The following is a 25324-nucleotide window of genomic DNA, read 5'->3' as shown; positions in this document are numbered from 1 at the left end:
CAGACAAACCTGAGATCTTCAACGTATGTTTTGCAGCAAACACAGTCGCAAAAATCGACTTAACATCATAACATGACCGTCACCCATGTCCCCGAACAAACGTCAACCATCTCTCCGGGACAAACATCAAGTGCGGGAAGACGGCGGTGGAGGTGGTGGCTCAGAAGGTAGGGCCGCCAATGAAAAACGGGCCTTGGAGGGCCCGTTTTTGTGTTTGTGGTGTGTTTGCTTGTCTTAGCCGGAGACCAGGTTCCTCAGCACATAGTGCAGGATGCCGCCGGCTTTGATGTATTCTAGTTCGTCTTCGGTATCGATGCGGCAGAGCGCTTCTATGGTTTTCTTGGTGCCGTCTGCGAATTCGACCTGAATGTCGACCATCTGGCGGGGTTTGAGGTCTGCTACGCCGAGGATGGTTACGCGCTCAGTGCCATCGATGCCGTGGGACTGCCAGCTTTCACCCTCTTTAAACGTGAAGGGCAGGACGCCCATGCCGACGAGGTTGGAGCGGTGGATACGCTCGAAGGACTGAGCGATCACAGCGCGGACGCCGAGCAGTTTGGTGCCTTTTGCCGCCCAGTCGCGGGAGGAGCCGGTGCCGTATTCTTTGCCAGCAAACACAACAAGCGGGGTGCCAGCCTCTTTGTATTCCATGCAGGCGTCGTAGATCCAACGTTGCTTGCCATCCTTGGTGGTGTAGCCACCTTCCACGCCCGGCACCATCTGGTTTTTGATGCGGATGTTGCCGAAGGTGCCGCGCATCATGACTTCGTGGTTGCCACGGCGGGAGCCGTAGGAGTTGAAGTCTTTTGGTGCGATCTGATGGGATTCAAGATACTGACCTGCCGGGCTGTCTGCCTTGATCGCTCCTGCCGGAGAGATGTGGTCGGTGGTGATGGAATCCAGGAACAGGCCCATGACTGCCGCGCCCTCAATATCGGTAAGGGGTGCTGGCTCCATGGTCATGCCTTCAAAGTAAGGCGGGTTCTGCACGTAGGTGGATGCTGGCGGCCAGCCGTAGGTCATGCCGCCTTCCACCTTGATGTTCTGCCAGTGCTCGTCGCCTTTGAACACATCGCCGTAACGCTCTTCAAACATCTCTTCCGTGATGGAAGAGCGGATGAGGTCGGTGATCTCTTCCGTGGTTGGCCATAGATCCTTCAGGTAGACGGGGTTGTTGTCCTGATCTTTGCCGAGCGGGTCTTTGGCCACGTTGATGTTGAGTGAGCCTGCGATGGCGTAGGCGACAACCAGTGGCGGGGAGGCCAGATAGTTGGCGCGTACATCCGGATTGACGCGGCCTTCGAAGTTGCGGTTGCCCGACAGCACGGAGCACGCCACGAGGTCGTTGTCGTTGACGGACTTGGAGATTTCCGGCGGCAGCGGACCTGAGTTACCAATACAGGTGGTGCAGCCGTAGCCGGTGAGGTTGAAGCCGAGGGCGTCGAGGTCTTCCTGAACGCCAGCTTTCTCCAGATAATCTGTCACCACCTGAGAGCCGGGAGCCAGTGAGGTTTTCACCCATGGCTTGACCTTGAGGCCTTTGGCGCGGGCTTTGCGGGCCACCAGACCAGCGCCGATGAGAACGGACGGGTTGGAGGTGTTGGTGCAGCTTGTGATCGCCGCGATGACGGCGTCGCCATTGCCAAGGTCATGGTCGCGGCCTTCCACCGGAGCGCGTTTGAACTCTTCACCTGCCTTCTTGAATTCCTCCGCCATGGTTTTGGCAAAGCCTTCTGAGGCGTCGGCGAGGGAGATACGATCCTGCGGGCGCTTTGGTCCGGCGATGGATGGCACGACGGTGGAGATGTCCAGCTCCAGCGTGTCGGTGAAGGTTGGCTCCGCGTGGGTATCGCGGTACATGCCCTGCACCTTGGCGTATTCCTCAACCAGCGCAATGCGGTGCGGGTCGCGACCCGTGGACCTTAGGTATTTGAGGGTGTCGCTGTCCACCGGGAAGAAGCCACAGGTGGCGCCGTATTCCGGTGCCATGTTGGCGATGGTCGCTTCATCTTCCACCGACAGATTGTCGAGGCCGGGGCCGTAGAACTCAACGAACTTGCCGACAACGCCCTTCTTACGCAGCATTTCAACCACGGTGAGCACGAGGTCCGTCGCGGTGATGCCTTCTGCCATTTCTCCGGTGAGCTTGAAGCCGACAACTTCCGGGATCAGCATGGAGATGGGTTGGCCCAGCATGGCCGCTTCTGCCTCAATACCACCCACGCCCCAGCCGAGGACCGCAAGGCTGTTGACCATGGTGGTGTGGGAATCGGTGCCGACGAGGGTATCCGGATAAGCGATGGTCTCGCCGTTTTCTTCTTTCGTCCAGACGGTCTGGGCGAGGTACTCAAGGTTCACCTGGTGACAGATGCCGGTGCCTGGAGGAACAGCGCGGAAGTTATCAAAAGCGGACTGGCCCCAACGCAGGAACTCATAGCGCTCGTTGTTGCGCTCATATTCGCGTTCCACATTGAGCGCGAAGGCGGAGGCGGTGCCGAAATAGTCCACCATGACGGAGTGGTCGATAACGAGGTCAACGGGAACCAGCGGGTTCACCTTTTTCGGGTCACCGCCGAGGCTGACGGCAGCATCGCGCATGGCGGCAAGGTCAACAACGGCAGGAACGCCGGTGAAGTCCTGCATGAGCACGCGGGCAGGGCGGTAGGCAATTTCGTGTGTGGAGGTGCGGGTGGTGAGCCACTCAGCAACGGCCTTGATGTCGTCCGCTGTAACAGAGCGGCCATCTTCAAAACGCAGCAGGTTCTCCAGAACCACCTTTAGCGAGAATGGCAGCTTGGATACGCCAGTCAGGCCGTTCTTTTCTGCTTCAGGAATGGAAAAGTAAGTGTAAGACTTGCCGCCGACTTGCAGCGTTTGTTTGGCATTAAAACTGTTTAGAGATTGTGTCATTCGGCGATCTCCTTATTTCGTTTCCCGCCGTGAACAGGAAACGGAGCTTTGAGCTGACGAACCTCTCCGATATCTCCCGGAGTTTGGTGGTTCGCCGTCATGGCGTTGGCTTGATCATTTAACAAATGCATTAAAAGCGCTTCTTGAAATTCAATCAGCTTATAGTTGTCGTCCCTATAGCGTCTTTCTGACGCAGGTTCCAGCTGAACCGCAGCGGAAGGCTAATAATTTACCTAGGGTGAGATTAGGCCAGAATGGGAGGCCCGATCAAGCGGGGTTGGGTTTGTATGAATCGTATTATATACAGAGGTATACAATATGTCTAGCCTGTGAGTTGGTCCTTTGTGGCTTTAAAGGCTCGGAAGGGGATTATCGGTAAAGTGCTTCTGGTTTACCTATGAATAATTGCCAGAAGTGGCGAAAAAGTGCGCAGAAAATAGCTGAAAACAACAGAAAGGTGTTTCCCATGAAATCTGCAGTTTTGGTTGGTGCTTGTTGTCTGATGCTGGGCGGATATGCGGTCAGTGCTCTGGCTCAGGAGAATGGTGAGGCCTATTCGGACACTAAGGTTTTACTGGATAAGAGCGAGACTACGATTACCAAGCAGCCTCTGTTCTATCCGACTGGTCGGCTGGCTCAGGTGACGTCTCTCATCATTACGCTGGCACCGGGAGAGGCTGTTAAAGAGCACATGCATCCCATTCCTCTTTACGGATATATACTTGATGGTGAGCTGACGATCACCTATGAGAAAGAAGCTCCTCTGACCTTTCAAAAGGGGGAGGCGTTTATTGAGGCCGTCAATACCTGGCACTTCGGTAAGAATACCGGAACAGTGCCAACGCGAATCCTAGCCGTGTTTATGGGAGCGAAGGATTTGCCGAATGTGATACGGCCTCCTGAATAAAGTGGTTTGCGCAAAGACGGGATCATGCAAATCGCTTTAATTCTTTGTTGGAGCGTATCTTATCCGGAAATCGGATCCATTTTTCGGGATACGCCGTCAGTTTGATAAGCAGTGTGTGCTGCTGTGGTGGTTTCGGGCGCGATGAACCAATTGAAGTTAATCTGTCAGAGTGTTGCATGTGATCGCGGTGGCCGCAGAGTTTTGAACCATGTCGACTTTGAAGTTGGTTCAAGCGAAGCTCTGATTGTCCAGGGTCCCAATGGTGTCGGGAAATCCAGTCTGTTGCGCGTGATTGCAGGGTTGGTTGCGAAAGCGAACGGCACGATTGAGCTGGAAGGTGGCATGCCTGAGTGCTCTGTTGCCGAGCACTCGCACTACTTTGGCCATCTTGATGCATTGAAGCCGCTGCAATCTGTCCTTGAAAACCTGAGCTTCTGGCGTGATTTCTTTGAGCCTGCTGCTTTTGGTGGTGGCAAAGTGCGTGAGAGCATGAGCGAGCTGGAAGCGCTGGATACTCTTGGTATTGCGCATACTGCCAGTTTGCCAGCAGGGTACTTGAGTGCCGGACAGCGCCGACGCCTTTCGGTGGCGCGCTTGCTGGTGGTGCCACGCCCAATCTGGTTGCTTGATGAGCCGACCTCGGCGCTTGATAAGGCCTCTGAAGAGGTGTTGCTGGGGCTGATTGCCGATCACATCCACGCTGGTGGCCTTGTGGTTGCTGCCACACACCTGCCGCTCAACCTGCCAAACACCAAGTTCCTCAATCTGTCGCCTGTGACGACCGAGAGTGAGCATATGTTTGCCGGAGCGGATCTGGACGATTATTTCGACGAAGACGAGCAGGACGAGGGCTGATCATGAGTTGGATGAAGAGTCTTTTTGTCCGTGAATATCAATTGGCGAACCGCGTTGGTGGTGGTGCGCTGATCGGTGTTCTGTTCTTTCTGGCTGTGGTGACGATCTTTCCGTTCGGTGTTGGACCGGACATGATCCTGCTGTCCCGCATTGGTGCTGCTATCCTCTGGATTGGCGCATTGCTGTCGACGTTGCTGGGATTGGATCGCCTGTTTCAGGCTGATCGCGAGGATGGAAGCCTCGAACTTCTGGTGATGTCCGGGCGTTCGCTTGAGCTGGTTGTGTTGATTAAATGTGCTGCCCATTGGGCGGCGACGGGTCTGCCGCTGGTGTTGGCGACACCGGTTTTGTCTTTGTTTGTAGGTCTGGATTTCCAGAGCATCGTTCTGGTGACCCTGACCTTGCTTGTTGGCGCCCCTGCATTGACGCTTGTTGGTGCGGTTGGTGCTGGTGTTACCGTGTCCATGCGGCGGGGTGGGGTGTTGCTCTCCATTCTGGTTATTCCGCTGGCAATTCCAATCCTGATCTTTGGTGTGAGTGCCGCGACAGCGGGAGCGATCGACTCCAATAACTTCCTCGTTCCGTTCCTGTTTTTGTGTGCCCTGACACTTTTTGGTCTTGTTGTTGGACCTCTTGCAGCAGCTGCAGCGCTTCGCGTTTCTGGTGACTGATGACGGCAGCCGTGAGGCTGCTGAAATTGCCAGAAGCGTTAAGTCTATGTAAAATCGTCTAAAATGGGTGAAATCCCGAAGAAGTGAAGCGTCAAATTGCGCGTAATCAATGACTGTGATGGGTCCGTGACACTATGTACACATTGATGCTTCGTCATTCTCAGTTTAGAACGGCTCTATGACCTTATACGATCTTGCAAACCCAACCCGGTTCCTGAAGCTTGTGAAAGCTGTGCTTCCCTGGCTTATCGTTGCGACGGTCGCTGCGCTTGCAGTTGGCTTGTACTTCGCGTTTTTTGTTGCGCCTGAAGATTATCAGCAAGGCCAGACAGTGCGCATTATGTTTGTGCATGTCCCTGCTGCCCAGCTTGCATTGATGTGTTATGCAATGATGGCACTTTCTTCGATTGGTTCTCTGGTTTGGAAGCATCCGCTGGCTGATGTTTCGGCCAAGGCATCTGCACCTATTGGTGCTGCATTCACATTCCTGGCTCTGTTTTCCGGCGCTGTCTGGGGCAAGCCAATGTGGGGCACCTTTTGGGTCTGGGACGCAAGATTGACCTCCTTCCTTGTGCTGCTGATTATGTATCTTGGCATTATCGCGCTGTGGAAGGCGATTGAAGATCCTATCAAGGCTGCAAAAGTAAATGCGATTATCACGTTGGTTGGCGTGATCAACGTCATCATCATCAAGTTTTCCGTTGAGTGGTGGAACACGCTGCATCAGCCGCCGAGCATTATTCGTGCTGACGGCCCTGCCATTCACTCTTCCATTCTTATTCCGCTTGGCTTGATGTTTTTGGCTTTTCTGCTTCTGTTTGTGACTTTGCATCTGATGAGCATGCGTAACGAGATTATGCGCCGTCGGATCAGAGCAATGCGGATGCGTGCAGCATCTGTTGCTCCGGCTGCTTCCAGCAGCACAGTCACGAAAGCAGCTGCTGCTGGTGCGAGGTAAGGACGATGGATTTTTCAGAGTTTGGCCGTCACGCTGAATATGTGATTGCTGCTTATGCAATGGCTGCGCTTGTTATAGCTGTGCTGATTATCTGGGTACGCTCAGACAAGTCTCAGCTGGATAAAGAGATGCAGGCACTTGAAGCGAGCGGTATTCGCCGTCGTTCCACACGTCGTGCTGGTCCTTCCGTCAGCCAGGTGGTTTCCTCAGGTGCTGATGATAAGAGTGAGAGCTAACAGGAATGGCTAGTGAAATGGACGAGGAAAAGAAGTCAGGCGTTTCTCCGCTGTTTCTTCTTCCGCTGATTGTTTTTGGTGCTCTCGCGGTTCTGATGGGTTTCATGATGCTGTCAGGCCATGATTCCAAGGAACTGCCTTCTGCACTAATCAACAAACCTGCGCCTGAATTTGCGCTGCCTCCAGTTGCCGGATTGGAGCGTGATGGTGTGCAGGTTCCTGGCTTCCAACGCAGTGATCTGCTTGGTCAAGTGACCGTCGTGAACATCTTTGCGTCCTGGTGTGCGCCGTGCCGCGCCGAACACAAATACTTGATGGAACTTTCCAAGGACAATCGTTTTGAGATTGCTGGCCTGAACTACAAGGACACTGACGTTAAGGCGAACCGGTTCCTTGCTGAGTTGGGCAACCCTTACGACCGCGTTGGGTTTGACACTGGCCGAGCTGGCATTGAATGGGGCGTTTACGGGGTTCCTGAGACATTCATCGTCGATGAGAAGGCTCAGATCCGCTATAAATTTATCGGGCCATTGAGTGCAGCCAGCTATCGGGATGTCTTCTTACCAGAGCTTGAAAAAGTGCTGACTGAGTCCAAATAGAAGCAGTGCCCCTGATGCCTTCGGTTTTCAGGGGCTCACTGTGATGTGATTCTACAGTTATCTGGTTATTGTTTAGGTTAGCGCTGCATCAGCGATGACTTGAACAATTGCGAAGGGCCGAAATGCGGTGGTTTTCTGTAAATAGATTGACGGGTGTTATTCTCGCAGCGGGAATTGGTTTTGCGACCTCTCTCTCAGCTCAGGCGGAAACACCAAAGGCTGTGGTTGAGCTGTTTACCAGCCAGGGCTGCTCGTCATGTCCACCTGCAGACCAGTTTCTGGAGGAGCTTGTCTCAGACCAGAAGGATGTGGTCACTCTCTCTTACCATGTAGATTATTGGGATTACTTCGGCTGGAAGGACACTTTGGGTTCGCCTGTGTTCACTCAGCGCCAGAAGGATTATGCCAAGAGCCGTGGTGATGCACAGATCTATACGCCTCAGGTTGTTGTGAATGGCCGTGGGCATATGGTCGGCAGTGATCGTGGCTCCGTTAAGAATGCGATCCGCAAGTCTTCTGGTATGAGCGTTCAGGTTGAGGCGATGCTTGACGATAATGCGCTCGAAGTTCAGCTCTCTGGTTCTTTGAAACAGCCAGATAAGAAGGCTGACGTCTATCTTCTTGGAATTGACAAGGAAGCGGTTGTGGAGATCCAGCGCGGTGAAAATGCTGGTACAACGCAAACTTATAAGAACGTGGTACGCAGCATTATGCCGATTGGCATGTGGTCTGGTACTGCTGAAGTGTTCCGTCTGCCGCGGACCGCTTTGAAGATGTTCGACTCCAAGAACTGGGCTGTTTTGGTTCAGACCAACTCTGGTGAGATGCCAGGCGAAATCATTGGTGCAGCGTTTTACGACAAGTAGAATTGGCTGATAAATTGCGAGTGATTTTCATTTGCAAACATTGAGTGCAAATAAGAATAAAAACTGGCTGTTTGAACCTGTTCCATTGTTTAATATGCCACTGAAACCTGATAGAGGACGATAACTTTCTAAGCAGTCGTCGAGTTTGAATTAGGGTGGATGTGGCACATGGACCAGAGCATGCGCTTTGCGCTGGGCAGCATCGTCATTGGCATACTGGTATTTGCTCTTAAATACTTCGCCTTTGCGTTGACTGGCTCCATCGCGTTCTATTCTGACGCTCTTGAAACATCCATCAATATCGCAAGTGCTTCTGCTGCTGCCGGTGCGTTGTACCTGGCGCGCAAACCTGCTGATCAGAACCATCCATATGGACACTACAAGGCAGAATATTTTGCTGCTGTTCTTGAAGGGGTTCTGATTGTTCTAGCGGCAATTCTTATCCTGCGCAAAGCCTATATGGGTTTGACTGAGCCGTATGAGCTTGAGGTCAATTTTCAGGGTATCGCGCTAAACTTTCTGTCTTCCGTCATCAACTTTTTCTGGGCAATGGCCTTGATGCGCATTGGTAGAGCGCATCGCTCACCTGCGCTGCAGGCGGATGCCCGGCATATCATGACGGATGTTTATACATCTCTCGGTGTGTTTGTTGGTATCGCTGCTGTGTGGGCGACGGGCTGGCAGATGTTTGATCCGATCCTTGCGGGGATTGTTGCGGTCAACATCATGTGGTCTGGCTGGAAGCTGGTGCGTGAATCCATTGGTGGGTTGATGGATGAGGCGGCTCCTGAAGAGGAGCAGGAGGAAATCCGGGCGTTGATCTCCAAGTTTGGGGATGGTGCACTGGAGGCTCATGACCTGAGAACTCGCCATGCAGGCCACGTGACGTTCGTTGATTTTCATCTGGTTGTGCCGGGTGAGATGAGCGTTCTGGATGCCCATGCGATTTGTGATCGCATTGAGGAAGGCATCGCAGAAAAGATGCCTGGCGCACGTGTGACCATCCATGTTGAACCGGAAAATCACGCTAAACATTCAGGAATTGTGGTTTTATAGGCACTTAGAGAGCTTGAAACCTGACCTGCGTAGTTCTACGGTGTTTCCGTTATTGCTGCGTTCTGTTGGTCTGGCTGCTTTTTGCCTTCTCTCTGGAACGATCCTTTAAAGCAGTTTGCCCGGAAACGGGGCCACTCCTACTGCTTTCAGTATTGTTGATTGCGTCTTTGTCTTCGAAAGCCATGCTTTGTGGTGGGGGACTGCGCTTCGTTTCTGAGATGAATATGCCCCGCAAACATTTTCTTGATCACCTTATCTTGCTTCTCGGCGTGTTTTTGATCGTCGGACCGGTGATCGTTATCGCTTTCTCTTCAACGCACTCTGGCGCTACGCTTGGTCAAGATGGCCTCCAGTTTCTGCCGGGGCCATATGGAGTCGAGGTGTATAGCCGGGCGCTGTTTGAAGGGCGCGGGTTTACTGGCGGTGTCACTGGCATAACCATGGCGTTGAACTCGCTCTATCTGGCTGCAGGGTTTGCGCTGGCGAAAGTGGCTGTTTCTCTGTTGGCGGCGTATGCGCTGGTGTTCTTTCGGGTGCGCTTTGGGACGTTCTTTTTCTGGGTGATCCTTTGCAGTTTGCTGCTGCCTTTGGAATCCAGGTTTCTGCCAACATATGCTGTGACCAGCAAGCTTGGGCTCGTGAATTCCTATCCGGGTTTGATGTTGCCACTGCTGGCTTCAGCGGTGGGGACATTCTTCTTCCGCCAGTTTTTTCTGGGAGTGCCGACTGAGCTTTCTGAAGCTGCGCGGATTGATGGGGCTGGGCCGATTAAGTTTCTGAAAGATGTTCTGGTACCTGCGTCTGCGCCGATGATTGCAGCACTTGGCCTGCTGATGTTTGTGCAGGGATGGAACCAGTATCTGTGGCCTGTGATGGTTTCCAGCGAAGAGACCAGAATGACTTTGGTGCAGGGACTTAGTTTGGTTGGACGCACAAGCCCGCAAGGGTTGGCACTTGCTGTGCTGGCTATGTTGCCACCGATCCTGCTTGTCGTCTTCTGTCAGAAAGCCTTTGTGAAAGGGCTGACAGACGGGCGTCAGTGATCCCCGAGAAACCTCAAAGAGGCCATAATTTCTGTCTCCTTTGAGACAGCACCACTTTGCGACCTTGCTACTTCTATGTGGGTTACAGGTATCTTGCGAGCTTTGCTCCAGATGCATCTCACAGAAGAAGGTCTCGGAATGATATTGCGTGGTTTAAAAGCACTTGCTGTTGTTGTCTCAATTGGTTTTGCTGGATGGGTCTCTCAAAGCCCTGCTTATGCATGGGGTGAACTGAGCTGCTCCGACCTAAATGCAGCCATTTCAGATATTGATGATATTTCCGATGAAGTCTTCTTTGAAGGTGGTGTGCGTGCTGGATCAAGCGCAGATGGTGTTCTGGGGCATTTGATTGATGTAGGTCGTCTGCTTAGTGAGCTGGAAGACGATGGTAAGCTGGACCGTGCGGTTGACCGACTGGAAGATGCATGGATCGATGAGGACTGGAGCGGCTACTCCTTTGCTCTGGATGATATCGCGGACCGTCTGGACTACTTTTACTATCGCGACTGCTGAGCAATTGTCTCAGCTGTAGAGCGATGCGACCAAGTCCGGCCATGTGCCGGGCTTTTTTGTGTGCCGTATTGCGCTGTCAAGATGCGGCGCTGAAGTAGTCTTCTCTGAGCAGCGCCGTGCCGTCTGATTGCAGAACCCAGAGTTCTTTTGAGATGTTGCCGTGGGCTTTGTTCATCTTCCAGTCGGAAGAAAGGATTGCGGAGCTTTCGCCTGAAGCGACGATTTTGGGGTTGATGTATTCGATTTTTGAGAAGCCTTCCCGAATGAGCATTTGCCAGAACTCGAGAATTTCGGCTCGTCCGTGATAGGTGCCAAACGGTTTGGCCTCCATAACAGCGTTTGCCTCATAGCAGTTAGCGCAGCCTTGAGCATCACCCGCATTGAACGCGTTCTGCCACTTCTGACTGGCTTTTTTAACTGCTGCTTCCAATTCACTGTTCATCATCGGACTCCAAAGCTCGGGCGCTTGCGCCTCTTTATTTGGACGTAGGATGAAGAGCGAATCTTGATTAGAAATGGACGTATATGGCATTCCTGAAAGTACCACCTATGAAAGGTGAAGTCCGTCTTTCAAATGTGGTAGGCGGATTTGAACCGACTAGTAAGCTGGGGTATCAACTTTCCTAAGCTTTTGGGTTGCTTTGATTTTGTAGTATTTAGCGTTTGAGCACAGAGCTATCTATTGAGAGAAATTGATAGGCTGGCAAATGCTGCCAAAGAAAAAGCCCGGCGGTGGTTGCCGGGCTTTGTAATTTCATCTTTTAGTTCTGGGAGAGTGTTTTGATCCTCCCAGAATTAGCACAAGCTTAGAGGCGCTGGGAGCCGGTTCCGAATTCCGGATAGGCTTCGACACCAATCTCGGCTTTGTCGAGGCCCATGGCTTCGTCTTCTTCTGTGACACGCAGGCCGACCACCAGCTGGATTGCGTACCAGACAATGGTGGAGGCAACGAAGGTGAAGATGCCGACGGCTGCAACGCCGATGAATTGAGTGACGTAAGACGCGTCAGAGTTGGACAGCGGCACGATGAGCGTTCCCCAGATGCCAGCCAACAAGTGAACCGGGATTGCACCAACCACATCATCAATCTTCAACTTGTCGAGCATTGGCACTGCAAAGACGACAATTGCGCCACCAACGCCACCAATGATGACGGACTGGAGCACGCTCGGAGCCAGTGGTTCAGCGGTAATGGAAACAAGACCAGCCAATGCACCGTTCAGAGCCATGGTGACATCGACCTTTTTGTAGAGGGCCTGTGTCAGAGCAATTGCGGTGACCACGCCCCCCGCAGCAGCCATGTTGGTGTTTGCGAAGATGCGGGAGATGTCTGTAACGTCACCAATGGTGCCCATTGCGAGCTGGGATGCGCCGTTGAAGCCGAACCAGCCGAGCCACAGAATGAAGGTGCCCAGAGTTGCCAGTGGCATAGAGGAACCCGGCATGACGTAGACCTGACCGTTCTTGCCGTACTTGCCTTTACGCGCGCCGAGGATGATTGCGCCGGAAAGAGCTGCCCAGCCACCAACGGAGTGGACGAGAGTGGAGCCAGCAAAGTCAGCAAAGCCCATTTCGGAGAGCCAGCCAGCACCCCACTGCCAGGAGCCAGTGATTGGGTAAAGAACACCTGTGAGGATGACAACGAAGATCAGGAAAGCCCAGAGCTTGATGCGCTCTGCCATTGTGCCCGACACGATGGAGGCTGTGGTTGCGCAGAAGACCATCTGGAAGAACCAGTCGGACGCTGTCGAGTAGCCTGCGTCCAGAGCATCGCCGCCGACAGGGTCAAAGGAGTATGGGCCAAAGGAACCCATGAAGCCGCCGTCAACGCCGGTGTACATGAGGTTGTAACCGGTGATCCAGAACATCAGACCAGCGATGGAGTACAGGGCGATGTTCTTGAGGCACTGCATGGAGACGTTTTTGGTGCGGACGAGGCCAGCTTCAAGCATGGCGAAGCCTGCAGCCATCCACATCACCAGAAAGCCGCCAATCAGGAAGAGCAGGGTGTTGAAGATGTAGGCGGTGTCGACAGCCAGAGCGTATTTTTCTTCTGCCATGACTGGGCCTGCGGAAAGTGCCAGGAGTGAGCCTGCGGCAACAAGGGTGGAGGCGCGTTTCATATTCTTTGTCCCCTTCATTTCATTATATTGCTTCTGCGTCGGCTTCGCCGGTGCGAATGCGGACGACCTGATCAATGGAGTAGACGAAGATTTTGCCGTCACCGATCTGGCCGGTCTTCGCTGCGCTACCAATGGCTTCGACAACTTTGTCTGCCATGTCTGTTGCAACTGCGACTTCGACCTTTAGTTTTGGGAGGAAGGTGACGGCGTATTCTGTGCCGCGGTAGATTTCGGTGTGCCCCTTCTGCCGGCCATAGCCTTTGACTTCGGTTACCGTGAGCCCCTGGATGCCTAAAGTGGTGAGTGCGTCGCGCACTTCATCCAACTTAAAGGGCTTGATGATTGCCATAATGATTTTCATGTCAGATTCCCGTTCCCCTCTCTCATCGATCGCGCCGTAAAGAGTTCTGGAGACCTCTTTGGGACCGGGAAAGTTGCCAGTTGTCTGGTGGTTCTCAGAATGCCCGGCCGGCACGCTTGCCTCCTCTCTTTCAAGGAGCGTGCCAGTTTTGAGAAATATCGATTTTTACGTAGATTCCGCGTGGGGAAGATGTTGGAATAATCTCGAAAATTCAGCGGCTTGTTTGAAATTAAATTTTCTTGAGGAGGGGCCGATCTGGCGGAGTTGCGCAGAATGTGGCTGTCACTAAAATAGGCAGAGCCATAAATTGACCCTGCCTATTTTTTGGTCATGCGTGATGTATGGCTAATTTTTAGCCAAGATGCTTATGCTCTGAAACCTCCAGAGGCGAGGAACTTGGTCTCTTCTGGCGTTGAGGTTCGACCGAGCACTTCGTTGCGGTGAGGAAAACGGCCAAACCGGCGGATCACGTCCATATGGATCAGCGCATAATGGTAGGTGTCCTGATCGCCAAGGCCGCGGAACAAGTCCAGGCTCAAATCCTGCATGTCCATCTCTTCTGAATGCTCAAATGGCAGGAAGAAAAACATGCGATAGCCCATAGGAAAGGCGGAATGGAAGTTCTTGTTCAATGACTCAAGAGCGACTTTTACAGCCTTCGGATCGGATGCAAATGCTTTTGGTGAGCCGCGGTAGATATTGCGCGGGAATTGGTCGAGCAGCAGAAGGAGGGCCAAAGTGCCGTGAGGCGTTGCTGTCCAGACGTCGTAATCTCCGCGATTGGCGGCTTCTACGTCGGCTTCAAAGTTCTCACGAATTTCCTGATCGAACGCTTCGCCGCCGTTGAACCATTTGGGGCCGCCTGCCGTCCACCAGAAGTCCAGAATCTCAAGCGCTTTGCTGGTCTCTGTTTTTCCGTCCAGTTCCATCGTCGCCATGGTCTACTCCCCAATATTCACTTTACTGTTGCGCAAAGTTCCGTTAGCCCAGCATCAAACACAGTGCCACACTCGAGTACCTGGTGAAACATTGGTGGAAGATACAAATATTCTGGACCTGAGAGGTCTCAACTGCCCACTGCCGGTGATGAAGACGCGCAAACATCTTAAGCGTATGGCAAAAGGCGAGCAGCTTGTTGTGAAAGCTACTGATCCAATGTCTGCAATCGATATTCCACATATGTGCCAGCAAGACGGCCATGTGCTGATTGAGAATAAGATGGTAGGTGACGTGCGTCAGTTCAAGATTGAATGCTGATTGCGCTCTTCCTGAAAAAGATTAAGCCTCGCACAGCCTGTCCAGTTTGCGGGCGAGCTTGAAATCCAACTCGGTCAGCCCACCTGCATCATGGGTGGTAAGTAACACATCCACTTTGTTGTAGGTGTTCGTCCATGTAGGATGGTGGTTCATCTTTTCTGCCAGAATTGCAGTGCTGGCCATGAAGCCAAATGCACGTGCGAAGGACCGGAAGGTGAACGTGCGTTCTATCGCGTTGCCATCTTCAGACAAGGTCCAATGCGGTAATTCTGCTAGGGCAAATTCTTTTGCGGTAGAGGTTAACAGCTCGGGCACAAGACCACCTTTGGTTTTGTTGCAAGGGGTGCCTCAGATTTAGTAGGTTTTTCTGACTCGCAAAATCCATGGATATTTGAGTAGATCCGCGCGAAAGTCTGGAGCAAAGATTTCGGCTGGGTTAAATATTCGGGCAGTCAGATTTGGAGGGAGCAGTGGTCTTGTTGCAGCGTCGTGTACTGTTTGTGTGTCTTGGCAATATTTGTCGTAGTCCGTTGGCAGAGGGTGTCTTCCGTCATCATGTCAAACAAGCTGGACTGGAAGAGCAGATTTACGTGGATTCCGCTGGAACTGCGAACTGGCATAGTGGCAAAAAGCCGGACATCCGCAGCATCCAGACAGCGCAAAAGCATGGCGTTGATATTTCTAAACAGGAAGCGCGCCAGCTGATTGATGAGGACTTTGAGAAGTTTCACTACATCATTGCGATGGATGCCAGCAACCTAACGAATATTCAGTCTAAAGCGCCGTATTTGCATACAGCAAATGTGCGCTTGCTGCTTCAGGATGAGCAGAAGGATGTGCCGGATCCGTATTACGGAGCGAATGAGGGCTTTGATGAGGTGTATGATCTGGTGAGCAACGGGACTTACAATCTGCTTCAGGAGATCCGTGAGGAGATGGAGCCGACCGAGATTTAAGCTCTTTGCAAGATATTGAAGAAAAGCTCCGCAGTTGGTTGCGGAGCTTTTTTGCTTTTGGGCTGATTATTTGAATTTGCGCAGGAAGCTTTTGCTGCTTCGTGCGCACCAGCAGGCAGCGCGGCCAAGTTTGGCACGCAGCCAGTTGCCACCTTTGGTGAAGGAGGTATCCAGATTAGCGGGCTGGGCCCATGTTGGCGTGCGCTGGTATAGGTAGTGATAGACACCCACAATTACGAGCATGGTGATGCCCCAGGAGAGCAGGGTGTCTGAAAAGAAGTGCCCGCCGAAAGCCACACGGTTGGCGGAAAGGAAAAAGACCAATGCCCCGATTGCTGTCGCCAGAGGAATGCGCCAGGTTTTGGGGGCGATAAAGACCAGCACGAACAACCAGATGGATGCTGATCCTTCGCCGGATACAAACGAGCAGTTACTATCACAGTGGTTAGTAGGTTGCCAAACGCCGATGAATGGCAGGTCTCCGCCAAAGATCTCTGTTTGGCGTGGGCGTGGGCGGCCCCACAGGTTTTTGAAGAACGCGTTGACAACGAGGCCGGGTCCAAGAATGAGCGTGGATACGACGAAGATCGGGTGACGGAGATCCATCAGTGCTTTGATCTTTGGAAACGCGAGCTTGAAGAGCATCACAAACAAGGACAGGCCTGCAACCCACTGGAAGATGTAGACGCCGAAGTATCGTAGACCGCGCCAGAACGGGTCTTTTGAAACAGGGAAACTGCCTTCGCCGTCATAAAAGAAGGTGGATGCCCAGATATCCAGCCTCGGGAAGATCAGGAAGATTGCTGAGACGACAAGGATATATGTCAGGATTGCCGTGAACGGGCGTTCACCGCAAAAACTAATGATTTTATTTAGGATTGAAGTGTTCGAGCCGTCTTTTGCCACGGGAATTCCTGAGTTCGCTCTTTTGAGTTACAAGGCGGTATACTTGTTTTCGAAGGTTGCGCCAATGTGCTGCCTTGAAATTCCATTGGTGCTCAGCAAGATTACCTCTCGCAGTGCCAAACTCCCATATAGGGGCCTGCGAGATAAATTCAAATTGTTTCCATTGCCGTAGGTTGGGTCTTACCGGTCTATTGGATCAGAAAGAGAATAAATGCCTCGGCTCGCGTTTTATTATGAATTTGCCAGCCCATACTCCTACCTGACCGCAGCACGTATTGAGCAGCTTGCGAAAGACAGGGGCATCGATATTGATTGGCGGCCTTTTTTATTGGGGCCGATCTTCCGGCGTCAGGGGATACAAAGCTCTCCATTTGTAGAGAACCCGAAGAAGGGGGCTTATATGTGGCGGGACGTTGCACGTACTGCTGCAAACCTGGGGTTGTCCTGGAAGAAGCCACAGATCTTTCCACAACACAGCCTGCTTGCCTCTCGCATTGCTTTTGCGGGGCGTAAGGAGCCTTGGATCGGTGCGTTTACCCGCGCTGTGTTTCATATGGCTTTTGCACTGGACGAGGATATCTCCAAGCCAGAGTTGATGATTGCCTTGTTGCGTGAGCTGGATCTGGATGCAGATAAGGTCATGCGTCAGGCTGAAACCACTGAGGTCAAGATTGGCCTGCGGGCAGCAGTTGCGGAGGCGGAGGCGCTGGGTGTGTTTGGAGCGCCAAGCATGATCACCGAAAAAGGCGATCTTTATTGGGGCAACGACCGCCTTGATGAAGCGCTGGATGCCTCCTTTGTGCGGATTGGCTAGCTGACCTTCTGAAGCGTGCTTTCCAGCAGGCTGTAGAGGGCTGACGGGTTGATAGGCTTTTCCAGAATTTGCGTGAAACCTTGTTTGAAGAGCGCTGGGCGGTCTTCCGGCGCGATGCTTGCTGTGATCGCGAAGCAAGCTCTATCCTTGGCGTGTCCGTTTGCCTGCATCTGAGTGAGTGTTTCCGAGCCGCACATTTCTGGCATATTCAGGTCCAGAAAGATCAGGTCGGATGGAGTTTTTGACTGTATAGCCAACGCCTGCTTTCCACTGTCTGCGATGCGCACTGTCAGGCCAAATGATGAGAAGATTGCTGCCAGCAACTCCCGGTTTGGCTCATTATCGTCAACCACCAGCACAGAACCAGAAAGCTTGGAGCGCGTCATATTTGGGGCTGGAGTAGAAAGTTGCTGTGTCTGCTCGATCTCTTGGATTAGCAAAACCAACTCAAAACAGGCCGCATGCTCGGTGTTGGTGATGAGCCTCAGGTCTCCATGATGATCACAAGCAAGGTGCCGCGCACTCCAAAGCCCGAGGCCGTGGCCGTCGGACTTCCGTTTCGGCGTTGGGGCGGCGTCCAGATGCGAGGCTTGCTCTGGTGTCAGGCCTGGGCCAGCATCCTTGAGTGTAACCACGATGTTGGGTTGATGGTTTGAGAACTTGATGTGCGCGCTGAGCGTGATGGTGCCCGTATTGCTGTACAGAATAGCATTATCGACCAGCACTGCGAGAATGCGCTGCAGCTCGTCCGATTGGGTTTGATAGGCCGACATAGCCTCTCGTGACCAGCGGTGGGTGAGGGTGTGACCAGAGCTTGCTGCCTGTGGTGAAAACAGATCAGCGATATAGGTGAGCTGCTCAAGAACTGATCTTGCTTCAGGCTGGGTCTTACTTGTAACACCGCTATGATGTTCAGCTTGTGTTTTTGCGCCGAGGATTGCACCTGTCAGCTTCGCAAGTGAGTTGATGGCTGTTTGCAGGGTATTCAGATGATGTTGCTGCTGATCGCTGAGTGGTTCCTGTGCGATCAGATCAGAAGCCGTTTTCATGGCAGACAGTGGTGTCTTCAGGTCGTGCACCAGCCTTGCAACATCCTGCTTTGGAGCCAGTTTGGGCGCAGGCATGAGATAACTCCTTGATCAATCCTCGAAGAAGAGCCTAAAACACTGGCAGGAAAAGTTCGCCCAGTTCTGGCAAGGATCCACCGAGATTTTGTTTTTTGCTGCTGCAAGCGCATCTGCTTGCCCTCTGGGAGAGTGCTGTATGGTGGAAAAAGAGCGGACACGGAATGCTGTTTAGTACGCTGCAAGTGGTGTTTCCCATTTTTGCGACAGTCGGTGTGGGGTATGGCCTTGGATATGCCGGGCTGCTGAGCAAGCAGGTCGGTGACAATCTCAGTACCTTCTGCATTATCGTGCTTATTCCGGTTCTGATCTTCCGTACTCTGGCGACATCTGATCTTGCTGGTTTGAGCCCATGGGCGCTTTGGGGCACCTATTACACGGCGCTGGCAACCAGTGCTGTGCTGGGTGGTTATATGGTGCGCAAGGTCTTTGGGCGAGAAGCAAGGGCTGCCTGTATTGGTGGATTTTCTGCTGCGTTCTCCAACATGTCGTTGGTTGGTATTCCGGTGATTACCTCAGCCTTTGGGCAGGAGGCGTTGGTTCCGATTTCACTTATCATCTCCGTGCATGCACCTTCTGTAACACTGGTGTTTGTGTTGGCGATGGAGCGAGCGGTGGTGGTGGATGGCTACCAGGAAGCGCGGCCTTTCAAAGACGTTATGCATTCGCTGTTCACCACGCTGATCAAGAGCCCGCTGGTTATTGCTATTTTGCTGGGTGTGGGCTGGAACTTCTCGGGTTATGAATTGCCTGTGTTGCTGGATGGTGTGCTGCATCCTCTGGCAAAAGCTGCGAGCCCAGTTGCTTTGTTCTCCGTTGGTATGACGTTGCTTAACTATGGTGTGCGCGGGAACGTTGCCATTGGCAGTGTGTTGAGCTTGCTGAAGATTGTGCTGATGCCTGCGCTGGTGCTGTTTCTGGGCGCTTATGTCTTCCCGCTCTCACCGCTTTGGGTGGCGGTGGCGACACTGGCGGCGGCCTGCCCAACCGGTGTTGTGGCCTACCTTTATGCCAGTCAGTTTGGAACCGGGCATGCCATGAGTGCGAACTCTATCAGTCTGACGACCATTTTCTCAATAATCACAATGAGCTTCTGGCTTTGGATCTTAAACTTTCTGGGCTACTAAGAAGGTCTTGCACCCTCTCTCGAGTTTCCCATGATTGTTCAGGTCTTTTTCGTCGTCTTCCCGATCTTTGCTCTTGTTGGCATTGGTTATGTTATTGCTCGTGTTGGATATCTGGATCGCAGTCTTGGCGATATTCTGAGCAAGTTCTGTGTGAACCTGCTTATTCCAATCCTGTTGTTCCGCAGCCTTGGCTCTGCGGACCTCGACGGTATTTCGCCTTGGGGGTATTGGGCAACTTACTACGGCTCGATGGCTGTTGTTGCATTTCTGGGTGGTCTTCTGGTTCGTGTCGGATTTGGGCGTGAGGCGCGTGCGGCGGTGATTGCCGGGCTGACGGCCTCTTTCTCCAACACCGTGCTGGTTGGTATTCCTTTGATTGATGCGGTTTATGGAGCTGAGGGAACGCTTTTGATTTCGCTTCTCATTGTGTTCCACGCACCGCTAACCGCGCTGACGTCTTCGGTGTTGATGGAGCGTGCGGTGGTGATTGATGGTCATAAGGCGCCGCGCTCTAAGAAAGAGCTTCTTATTGCAGTTGGCAAAGGCTTGTTGGCGAACCCGATCCTGTATGGTGTTGTGGGCGGGTTGCTCTGGAATGTATCAGGTTTGGAAATTCCAAAGTTGGCTGATGACGTTCTGGCTCCACTGGCGAAAGCTGCCTCACCTGTGGCGCTGGTTGCAGTGGGGATGAGCATGGTGAACTACGGTATTCGAGGCAATCTGGCGATTGGCAGCGTGCTGGCGATCATCAAGTCGATCCTAATGCCGTTTGTGGTGTTTGTTGTTGCTGCACACGTGGTGGGTCTGCCCTCTGTCTGGGTGGGGGTTGCAACGTTGATCGCAGCGTGCCCGACAGGCGTGTTCTCCTTCATCATGGCCAACCAGTTCGGCACCGGTCACGCCATGTCCACCAACGGCATCGCAATCACCACAGGCATCTCGGTCTTCACCGTAAGCTTCTGGCTCTGGTTCATTCAGGTGCAGGGGTATTGAGCTACAGGCCCAACTTCTCTCTGATTTGCCCGGGAGTGGTACCGCTTGCTCTTAGTTCGCGGAGGGAGGTGTCCTTGGCGGACTTGGCTAGCTTGCGGCCTGTTTCATCCAAGATGAGGTCGTGGTGTTCGTAGTGCGGTTCTGGCAACTCCAGTAGAGTTTGAAGCAGGCGGTGGACGCTGGTGGCGTGGTAGAGGTCTTTGCCGCGCAGAACGTGAGTGATGCCTTGCAGGGCGTCGTCTACGACTACTGAGAGGTGGTAGCTGGTTGGGGTGTCTTTGCGGGCAAGGACTACATCGCCCCAGGCTGCGGGATCTGCCTGAATCTTCCCTTGATGAGCTTCGTTCCAGCTGAGAGCTGAGCCAGCTAGTTCAATGGCTTTGGCCATGTTGAGGCGCAGGGCATAGGGAGCATCAGAGTTTTGAAAGGCTTTCTGTTCTTGTGCCGAGAGGACGTTGTCGTCGCCTGGATAGAGTGGGGCGCCGTCTGGGTCTCGTGGCCATGGGGTGTCTGATGCATCCTGCTCAGCAACGAAGCGTTTGATTTGAGCGCGGGTGAGGTAGGCCTTGTAGACAAGGCTCATTGCTTCCAGCTTCTCCAGTGCTCTGGCGTACTCGCTGAAGTGTTCTGATTGTCTGCGGACTGGTGTTTCCCAGTGCAGGCCAAGCCATTTCAGGTCTTCCAGCATGTCTTCTTGCAGTTGTGGGGTGCAACGGATCGTGTCGATATCTTCAATGCGCAGCAGGAACCTTCCGCCGTTTTGCTTTGCAGCTTCATCGTTGAGGATGGCTGAGTAAGCATGGCCGAGATGGAGGTGGCCGTTGGGTGAAGGAGCAAAGCGATAGACAGGCGAGTTCATTTGCGAAATGGTTCTACTTGGAATATGGACAGCTTGTTATTAGAGCATCTTTGCTTGCTTGAGGAGGGGGGCGTTGAGACCTATAGACACGCTTGAGGATATTAAGCGGGAGCTTGCGTCCCTTGTGCAGTTGGATGAGCGACTTGTTCGTGTTGCTGATGTTGCAGGTGAGGTGCCTTTGCGTAGGCGCTCTGCTGATTTTGCTGGGCTCTGTAATATCGTGGTGGCGCAGTTGCTTTCAGTCGCAGCTGCGGCGAGCATCTGGGCGCGGCTTGAGGGGCTGGTGGTGCCGTTTAAGCCAGATGTGCTGCTTTCCAAGAGTGATGAAGAGCTGCTGGGTGTTGGGCTCTCCAATGCTAAGCTGCGAACATTGAAGGCCATTGCAGAAGAGCTGAAGGCTGGTTTGTGTTTGAATGAGGCGGTGGACTGGCCGGGTGAGGTGGCACACAAGCGGCTATGTGAGATTAAGGGCATTGGTCCGTGGTCCGCAGATATCTTCTTGCTGTTTTGCGCTGGGCATCCGGATGTTTTTCCGGTTGGGGATGTGGCCTTGCAGGCTGCTGTACAGCATGCGTTTGATCTTGAAGAGCGCCCCAAAGGAAAGGTGCTTGCTGAAATTGCTGCGGCGTGGTCTCCTCATCGTGGAACCGCAGCGCGGTTGTTCTGGTCTTATTACCGTGTGATGAAAGAAGGGCGCGAGACCCTGCCTGTTTGAAGAATGCTGAGCCAATCATGAAGTAGGGAGCCGCTTGATGGAATCCAATAGTTTTGTGGCAGCGAAAAACGAGCAGATTGAACTGCTTCGTGATGGCAAGCCATTGGAAGCATTTGATGCGTTTTTTGCCTCCTCTGTGCAGATGTATGCCAATGATGTGCTGTTTGCCGATGGCGCTGCTGAAGGTCGCGCCAAGCAAGAGCCGTTTATCTCAGCGGCGCAATCCATCATTGGCAAGATTGAAGATGTTGTGATTGATGAGACGCGTGGTTTATGCGCCTTCCGCAATCTCAGCCAGTTTGTAGATGGTGCTGGTGTGGCGCAGCAAATTGACGGTTTGTGCTGGCAGCGCTGGGATGCTGGTAAGGTTGTTGAAGAGCGCTATTATGATGGTGAGGTGATGAATGCCCTTTTGAAGGATGGTCTGCTTCAAGACCTTGCTGGTCATATGACGATGAAAGAGGCTGAATGAGTATGCACGAGATTGAGTGCATCCGCTTGGAGCCGAGTCATGCACCGATACGTAAACTGCTGGTGTTGCTGCATGGGTATGGCGGTGATGCTGGGGATATGGAGCCGACGGCGCGTGCCTTGCGCGACGAGCTGCCAGAGACTGCAGTTGTTTGCCTGAATGGACCAGAGCCATGCGCACATTGGGTTGAGGGGCGGCAGTGGTTTGCGGCCACTGAGTTTGATGCGCGGGAAATCTGGATTGGTGTGCAGGCTGCTGCGCCGTTGATCAACCGGGTGTTGGATGCCGAACTGGAGCATTATGGCCTGTTAGAGCGTGACATGGTGCTGGGTGGCTTTTCGCAGGGTGCTATGGTTGCTTTGCATGTGGGGCCTCGGCGTTTTTCTGAGGCGGCAGGCTTGCTAAGTTTCTCGGGTGTTCTGGGCGGGCCTGAGCATCTGGTGGAGCAGATGGTGGTGCGGCCTCCAGTGATGCTTCTGCATGGCAGTGAGGATGATGTGGTGGCGGCGGCGTATCTTGGGGCTGCTCAAACAGCGCTGGAGAATGCAGGGTTTGATGTGGAAGCGCATGATCTGGCGGGGCTCGATCATTCCATCAATAGCGAGGCACAGGCATTGGCGCTCCGCTTCCTAAAAGAGCGGTTTGGAATTTCAGCGCCAACCACTATCTAAAGGAAGCACAAGCCGGAGGAGGGGTTATATGTTGCAAAGTAAGCGTGCAAAGCAATTTCAGAGTTTTTTGGATGATCGTGGACTTGGGCTGAAAGTCGTTGAGCTGCCAGAGTCTTCACGTTCTGCTGCAGAGGCTGCGCAGGCGCTGGGCTGCGCTCAGGAACAGATCGTCAAATCCCTTGTCTTTCAGAAGCTGGATACCGAGGAAGCTATTTTGGTGCTGGCAAGTGGGACGAACCGCGTTAACGAAGACGCCATTTCTACAGTTGTTGGTGGGCCGATAGGACGGCCTGATGCCAAGTTCGTCAGAAATGTTACCGGGTTCTCGATTGGCGGTATTCCACCACTGGGACATAAACAGGAGCTGACGGTTTTCGTGGATGAAGATCTGTTGAGCTTTGATGAAGTGTGGGCTGCTGCCGGAACGCCGAGTGCAGTGTTCATGATGCCCGGAAATTTGCCGGACATTTTGGGAGACCATCAGGTCATCTGCGTGAAGTAGCAGGCTACATTCTGTCTTCGACTGGCCAATGAACGTAGGCTAGGATCCAGAGGAAGATCAGGTTGACCAGGGGAATGAAAGCCAGAATGGTCCAGATCCTTGAGAACCCGAGACGGTTCAGGATTCTGGCGATTGGAATGACAACAACCAGTATCCAGACGATCATAATGACAACTTGCCAAAGGGCGAAGCCTTCCATCATCATTTCATGATCCATGTAACGACCTCCTGTCCATCTGTTTCAGGATCAACTATCTGTTTGATGGTTACAAAGGTCAAAGAAAATATTTATTGATTACAATTGCTTATGACTAATTCATGGGCGTATTTTTAGGGGAAGAAGGACAGACCTATTCCTCCAACAAATGAGAGTACGATGAGCACCGCGCTGATTATTATTGATGTACAGAAATACTTATTTGATGTGGAGCCGCACCCTTTTGAGCGGGATGAAACGATTGCCCGTATCAACAGACTGAGCGCAAAAGCTCGTGAAGCAGGCGTACCAGTTATCGTTGTTCAGCATGAACGTGCAAACCATCAATTGGCTTATGGTTCTGAGGGATGGGAATTGCCGGATGATCTTGTTGTAATGGACAGTGATTTGAAGGTACGGAAAACTGCACCGGATTCCTTCTACAAAACCAATCTGAAAGAGTTGTTGGATGAGCGCGGCATCACTGATCTGACGATCTGCGGGTTTGCCTCGGAGTTCTGCGTGGATACCACGTTCCGCCGTGCGGCTTCGCTTGGGTTTAACCTGCGGCTGGTGAATGATGCGCACACCACGCACGACAAAGAGCACGCTACTGGACAGCAAATCAGAGAGCATCACAACAACACGCTGATTTATCTTCGTGGGTATGAGGGCAGCATTACCGCCCTTCCAGAGGTTGATGTTGAATTTGCGCAGGCAGTGACGGCTTAACTTTCGCGATCTGCGATGTAACGGGCCAGCGTCTTCAAGGTGTTGGCCTTTGCACCGTATGGCTCCAGCAGTTCATCTGCTTCTGCAATCAAGCGTGAGAGCTCCTGACGGGTGTGGTTTTCACCCAGCAGGCTGACGAGGGTCGCCTTGCCAGCTTCTGCATCTTTGCCCGTTGCCTTGCCAACCACTTCTGCATCGCCAGTCAAGTCCAGCAGATCATCTGCCAGCTGGAACGCCAGACCGATGATTTCGCCAAAACGGGTGAGACGAGCGATGTCGTCCTCTGTGGCATTTGCGAGCATTGCGCCTGCACGACATGCATAGCGAATGAGGGCGCCGGTCTTCATCGCCTGAAGCTGACGAATCTCAGCTTCTGTTCTGTCGCGGTGCTCAGAGGCGAGGTCCAGCATCTGACCGCCTGCCATGCCGCCAATGCCGGATGCGCGGGACAATTCCCGCGACAGACGCAGACGGATGGCCGGATCTGGATGTACTTGCTCATCAGCAATGAAATCAAATGCGATCGTGAGCAGTGCATCGCCTGCTAGAATAGCCGTTGCTTCGTCAAATGCCTTATGAGTTGTTGGACGACCACGACGTACATCGTCGTCATCCATTGCTGGCAGGTCATCATGGGCGAGGGAGTAGCAGTGAATGCATTCCAGCGCTGATGCGGCAACAAGCGTGCCTTCATCTTCGTGACCGAACAAGCGGGCAGCTTCCACCATCAGAACCGGGCGCAGACGTTTGCCGCCGGACAGCGCTGCATAGTTCATCGCTTCCAGCAAGCGTTCAGGGCGGGCCAATTCCTCAGAGCGAACAGTCTCCCCTAAAAGAGAGGTGAGCTTTTCTTCAAGAGACTGAGCGGTTTCGGTGATGACCGATTTTAAAGCAACAGACAC

Annotated in this window: 32 protein-coding genes; 20 read left to right on the top strand and 12 right to left on the bottom strand. The window is 52.9% G+C overall.

The window, feature by feature from the left end; genetic code table 11:
• Positions 1–234 precede the first annotated feature (234 nt).
• Complete coding sequence (acnA, locus tag PsAD26_RS01270; RefSeq protein ID WP_063308949.1) at positions 235–2910, bottom strand: aconitate hydratase AcnA; 2676 nt, start codon at positions 2908–2910, stop codon at positions 235–237.
• Positions 2907–3041 carry a hypothetical protein gene (locus tag PsAD26_RS30325; protein WP_275507192.1) on the bottom strand — a complete coding sequence of 45 codons (135 nt, stop codon included), beginning with the start codon at positions 3039–3041 and terminating at the stop codon, positions 2907–2909. Before PsAD26_RS30325 ends, acnA begins: the two co-directional genes overlap by 4 nt.
• Before the next feature lie 335 nt (positions 3042–3376).
• Between PsAD26_RS30325 and PsAD26_RS01265 the strand changes: the two genes are divergently transcribed.
• The 10 genes from PsAD26_RS01265 to PsAD26_RS01220 all read left to right on the top strand — a co-directional run bounded on the left by PsAD26_RS01265 (position 3377) and on the right by PsAD26_RS01220 (position 10614).
• Positions 3377–3817 (top strand): cupin domain-containing protein, encoded by a 441-nt coding sequence (locus PsAD26_RS01265; protein WP_063308958.1) that lies wholly within the window; start codon positions 3377–3379, stop codon positions 3815–3817.
• 150 nt (positions 3818–3967) lie between these two features.
• Positions 3968–4672 carry a heme ABC exporter ATP-binding protein CcmA gene (ccmA, locus tag PsAD26_RS01260; RefSeq protein WP_208985453.1) on the top strand — a complete coding sequence of 235 codons (705 nt, stop codon included), beginning with the start codon at positions 3968–3970 and terminating at the stop codon, positions 4670–4672.
• An 11-nt stretch (positions 4673–4683) separates the two neighbouring features.
• Complete coding sequence (ccmB, locus tag PsAD26_RS01255) at positions 4684–5343, top strand: heme exporter protein CcmB (RefSeq protein WP_181951980.1); 660 nt, start codon at positions 4684–4686, stop codon at positions 5341–5343.
• A 178-nt stretch (positions 5344–5521) separates the two neighbouring features.
• Positions 5522–6301 carry a heme ABC transporter permease gene (locus PsAD26_RS01250; protein WP_063308948.1) on the top strand — a complete coding sequence of 260 codons (780 nt, stop codon included), beginning with the start codon at positions 5522–5524 and terminating at the stop codon, positions 6299–6301.
• Positions 6302–6306: 5 nt separating this feature from the next.
• On the top strand, positions 6307–6537 hold the full coding sequence (ccmD, locus tag PsAD26_RS01245) for a heme exporter protein CcmD (protein WP_063294558.1): 231 nt from the start codon (positions 6307–6309) through the stop codon (positions 6535–6537).
• A gap of 5 nt (positions 6538–6542) precedes the next feature.
• Entirely contained in the window at positions 6543–7136 is a 594-nt protein-coding gene (locus PsAD26_RS01240; RefSeq protein WP_063308947.1) for a DsbE family thiol:disulfide interchange protein, read from the top strand.
• Positions 7137–7258: 122 nt separating this feature from the next.
• Positions 7259–8002 carry a DUF1223 domain-containing protein gene (locus PsAD26_RS01235; protein WP_057464681.1) on the top strand — a complete coding sequence of 248 codons (744 nt, stop codon included), beginning with the start codon at positions 7259–7261 and terminating at the stop codon, positions 8000–8002.
• Positions 8003–8170: 168 nt separating this feature from the next.
• Positions 8171–9058, top strand: a complete 888-nt coding sequence (locus PsAD26_RS01230; protein WP_063308956.1) for a cation diffusion facilitator family transporter — start codon at positions 8171–8173, stop codon at positions 9056–9058.
• A 224-nt stretch (positions 9059–9282) separates the two neighbouring features.
• Positions 9283–10101: an ABC transporter permease subunit gene (locus PsAD26_RS01225; RefSeq protein WP_063308955.1), complete on the top strand. Its 819-nt coding sequence runs from the start codon at positions 9283–9285 to the stop codon at positions 10099–10101.
• Positions 10102–10239: 138 nt separating this feature from the next.
• Positions 10240–10614 carry a hypothetical protein gene (locus PsAD26_RS01220; RefSeq protein WP_208985448.1) on the top strand — a complete coding sequence of 125 codons (375 nt, stop codon included), beginning with the start codon at positions 10240–10242 and terminating at the stop codon, positions 10612–10614.
• Between the two features lie 76 nt (positions 10615–10690).
• Here the strand turns inward: PsAD26_RS01220 and PsAD26_RS01215 are convergent, their stop codons facing one another.
• The 4 genes from PsAD26_RS01215 to PsAD26_RS01200 all read right to left on the bottom strand — a co-directional run bounded on the left by PsAD26_RS01215 (position 10691) and on the right by PsAD26_RS01200 (position 14036).
• Entirely contained in the window at positions 10691–11059 is a 369-nt protein-coding gene (locus PsAD26_RS01215; RefSeq protein ID WP_208985447.1) for a nuclear transport factor 2 family protein, read from the bottom strand.
• A gap of 361 nt (positions 11060–11420) precedes the next feature.
• Positions 11421–12737 (bottom strand): ammonium transporter, encoded by a 1317-nt coding sequence (locus tag PsAD26_RS01210; protein WP_063299775.1) that lies wholly within the window; start codon positions 12735–12737, stop codon positions 11421–11423.
• 22 nt (positions 12738–12759) lie between these two features.
• A complete protein-coding gene (locus PsAD26_RS01205; RefSeq protein WP_057464729.1) occupies positions 12760–13098 on the bottom strand; it encodes a P-II family nitrogen regulator in 339 nt (112 codons plus the stop codon).
• Between the two features lie 365 nt (positions 13099–13463).
• The gene (locus tag PsAD26_RS01200) at positions 13464–14036 is read right to left on the bottom strand and encodes a DUF924 family protein (protein ID WP_063308946.1); all 573 of its coding nucleotides are present in this window, start codon (positions 14034–14036) and stop codon (positions 13464–13466) included.
• Between the two features lie 94 nt (positions 14037–14130).
• Here PsAD26_RS01200 and PsAD26_RS30120 point away from each other — a divergent pair, with 94 nt between their 5' ends.
• Complete coding sequence (locus PsAD26_RS30120) at positions 14131–14355, top strand: sulfurtransferase TusA family protein (protein ID WP_063308945.1); 225 nt, start codon at positions 14131–14133, stop codon at positions 14353–14355.
• A gap of 21 nt (positions 14356–14376) precedes the next feature.
• Here the strand turns inward: PsAD26_RS30120 and PsAD26_RS01190 are convergent, their stop codons facing one another.
• The gene (locus PsAD26_RS01190) at positions 14377–14670 is read right to left on the bottom strand and encodes a 4a-hydroxytetrahydrobiopterin dehydratase (RefSeq protein WP_063294551.1); all 294 of its coding nucleotides are present in this window, start codon (positions 14668–14670) and stop codon (positions 14377–14379) included.
• 155 nt (positions 14671–14825) lie between these two features.
• Between PsAD26_RS01190 and PsAD26_RS01185 the strand changes: the two genes are divergently transcribed.
• Positions 14826–15311: a low molecular weight protein-tyrosine-phosphatase gene (locus tag PsAD26_RS01185; protein ID WP_057464687.1), complete on the top strand. Its 486-nt coding sequence runs from the start codon at positions 14826–14828 to the stop codon at positions 15309–15311.
• Between the two features lie 66 nt (positions 15312–15377).
• On the opposite strand, the gene PsAD26_RS01180 is transcribed toward PsAD26_RS01185, so the two are convergent.
• Positions 15378–16217 (bottom strand): phosphatase PAP2 family protein, encoded by an 840-nt coding sequence (locus PsAD26_RS01180; RefSeq protein WP_063308944.1) that lies wholly within the window; start codon positions 16215–16217, stop codon positions 15378–15380.
• A 211-nt stretch (positions 16218–16428) separates the two neighbouring features.
• Between PsAD26_RS01180 and PsAD26_RS01175 the strand changes: the two genes are divergently transcribed.
• The gene (locus PsAD26_RS01175) at positions 16429–17031 is read left to right on the top strand and encodes a 2-hydroxychromene-2-carboxylate isomerase (RefSeq protein ID WP_063308943.1); all 603 of its coding nucleotides are present in this window, start codon (positions 16429–16431) and stop codon (positions 17029–17031) included.
• Here the strand turns inward: PsAD26_RS01175 and PsAD26_RS01170 are convergent.
• Entirely contained in the window at positions 17028–18155 is a 1128-nt protein-coding gene (locus PsAD26_RS01170) for a hybrid sensor histidine kinase/response regulator (protein ID WP_063308942.1), read from the bottom strand. The genes PsAD26_RS01175 and PsAD26_RS01170 overlap by 4 nt on opposite strands.
• Positions 18156–18319: 164 nt before the next feature.
• On the opposite strand from PsAD26_RS01170, the gene PsAD26_RS01165 reads away from it, so the two are divergent.
• Together PsAD26_RS01165 and PsAD26_RS01160 are read left to right on the top strand one after the other, a co-directional pair.
• Positions 18320–19282, top strand: a complete 963-nt coding sequence (locus tag PsAD26_RS01165) for an AEC family transporter (RefSeq protein WP_063308952.1) — start codon at positions 18320–18322, stop codon at positions 19280–19282.
• A gap of 30 nt (positions 19283–19312) precedes the next feature.
• The gene (locus PsAD26_RS01160; RefSeq protein ID WP_063308941.1) at positions 19313–20275 is read left to right on the top strand and encodes an AEC family transporter; all 963 of its coding nucleotides are present in this window, start codon (positions 19313–19315) and stop codon (positions 20273–20275) included.
• 1 nt (position 20276) lies between these two features.
• Here the strand turns inward: PsAD26_RS01160 and gluQRS are convergent, their stop codons facing one another.
• Positions 20277–21134 (bottom strand): tRNA glutamyl-Q(34) synthetase GluQRS, encoded by an 858-nt coding sequence (gluQRS, locus tag PsAD26_RS01155; protein WP_063308940.1) that lies wholly within the window; start codon positions 21132–21134, stop codon positions 20277–20279.
• A gap of 73 nt (positions 21135–21207) precedes the next feature.
• Between gluQRS and PsAD26_RS01150 the strand changes: the two genes are divergently transcribed.
• Genes PsAD26_RS01150 through PsAD26_RS01135 form a run of 4 tightly spaced genes read left to right on the top strand, consistent with a single transcriptional unit; the run spans position 21208 to position 23494 of the window.
• Positions 21208–21849 (top strand): DNA-3-methyladenine glycosylase, encoded by a 642-nt coding sequence (locus tag PsAD26_RS01150; protein WP_063308939.1) that lies wholly within the window; start codon positions 21208–21210, stop codon positions 21847–21849.
• 37 nt (positions 21850–21886) lie between these two features.
• Positions 21887–22321: a hypothetical protein gene (locus tag PsAD26_RS01145; protein ID WP_063308938.1), complete on the top strand. Its 435-nt coding sequence runs from the start codon at positions 21887–21889 to the stop codon at positions 22319–22321.
• Positions 22318–22992, top strand: a complete 675-nt coding sequence (locus tag PsAD26_RS01140) for a phospholipase (RefSeq protein WP_208985445.1) — start codon at positions 22318–22320, stop codon at positions 22990–22992. Before PsAD26_RS01145 ends, PsAD26_RS01140 begins: the two co-directional genes overlap by 4 nt.
• A gap of 28 nt (positions 22993–23020) precedes the next feature.
• Positions 23021–23494 (top strand): YbaK/EbsC family protein, encoded by a 474-nt coding sequence (locus PsAD26_RS01135; RefSeq protein WP_057464695.1) that lies wholly within the window; start codon positions 23021–23023, stop codon positions 23492–23494.
• A gap of 4 nt (positions 23495–23498) precedes the next feature.
• Here PsAD26_RS01135 and PsAD26_RS01130 read toward each other — a convergent pair whose 3' ends face one another.
• Positions 23499–23711: a hypothetical protein gene (locus PsAD26_RS01130; RefSeq protein WP_057464696.1), complete on the bottom strand. Its 213-nt coding sequence runs from the start codon at positions 23709–23711 to the stop codon at positions 23499–23501.
• 159 nt (positions 23712–23870) lie between these two features.
• Here PsAD26_RS01130 and PsAD26_RS01125 point away from each other — a divergent pair, with 159 nt between their 5' ends.
• Positions 23871–24422, top strand: coding sequence for a cysteine hydrolase family protein (locus PsAD26_RS01125; RefSeq protein ID WP_063308937.1), 552 nt, complete (start codon positions 23871–23873; stop codon positions 24420–24422).
• Here the strand turns inward: PsAD26_RS01125 and PsAD26_RS01120 are convergent.
• Positions 24419–25300, bottom strand: a complete 882-nt coding sequence (locus PsAD26_RS01120; RefSeq protein ID WP_244278121.1) for a polyprenyl synthetase family protein — start codon at positions 25298–25300, stop codon at positions 24419–24421. The two genes, PsAD26_RS01125 and PsAD26_RS01120, sit on opposite strands and share 4 nt — an antisense overlap.
• Positions 25301–25324 lie beyond the last annotated feature (24 nt).

Origin of the sequence: Pseudovibrio sp. Ad26, assembly GCF_001623285.1 — a bacterium.
In the GTDB taxonomy this organism is placed as follows: domain Bacteria; phylum Pseudomonadota; class Alphaproteobacteria; order Rhizobiales; family Stappiaceae; genus Pseudovibrio; species Pseudovibrio ascidiaceicola.
The sequence above is the reverse complement of the archived record's forward strand: the minus strand, read 5'-3'. Positions and strand labels throughout refer to the sequence as shown.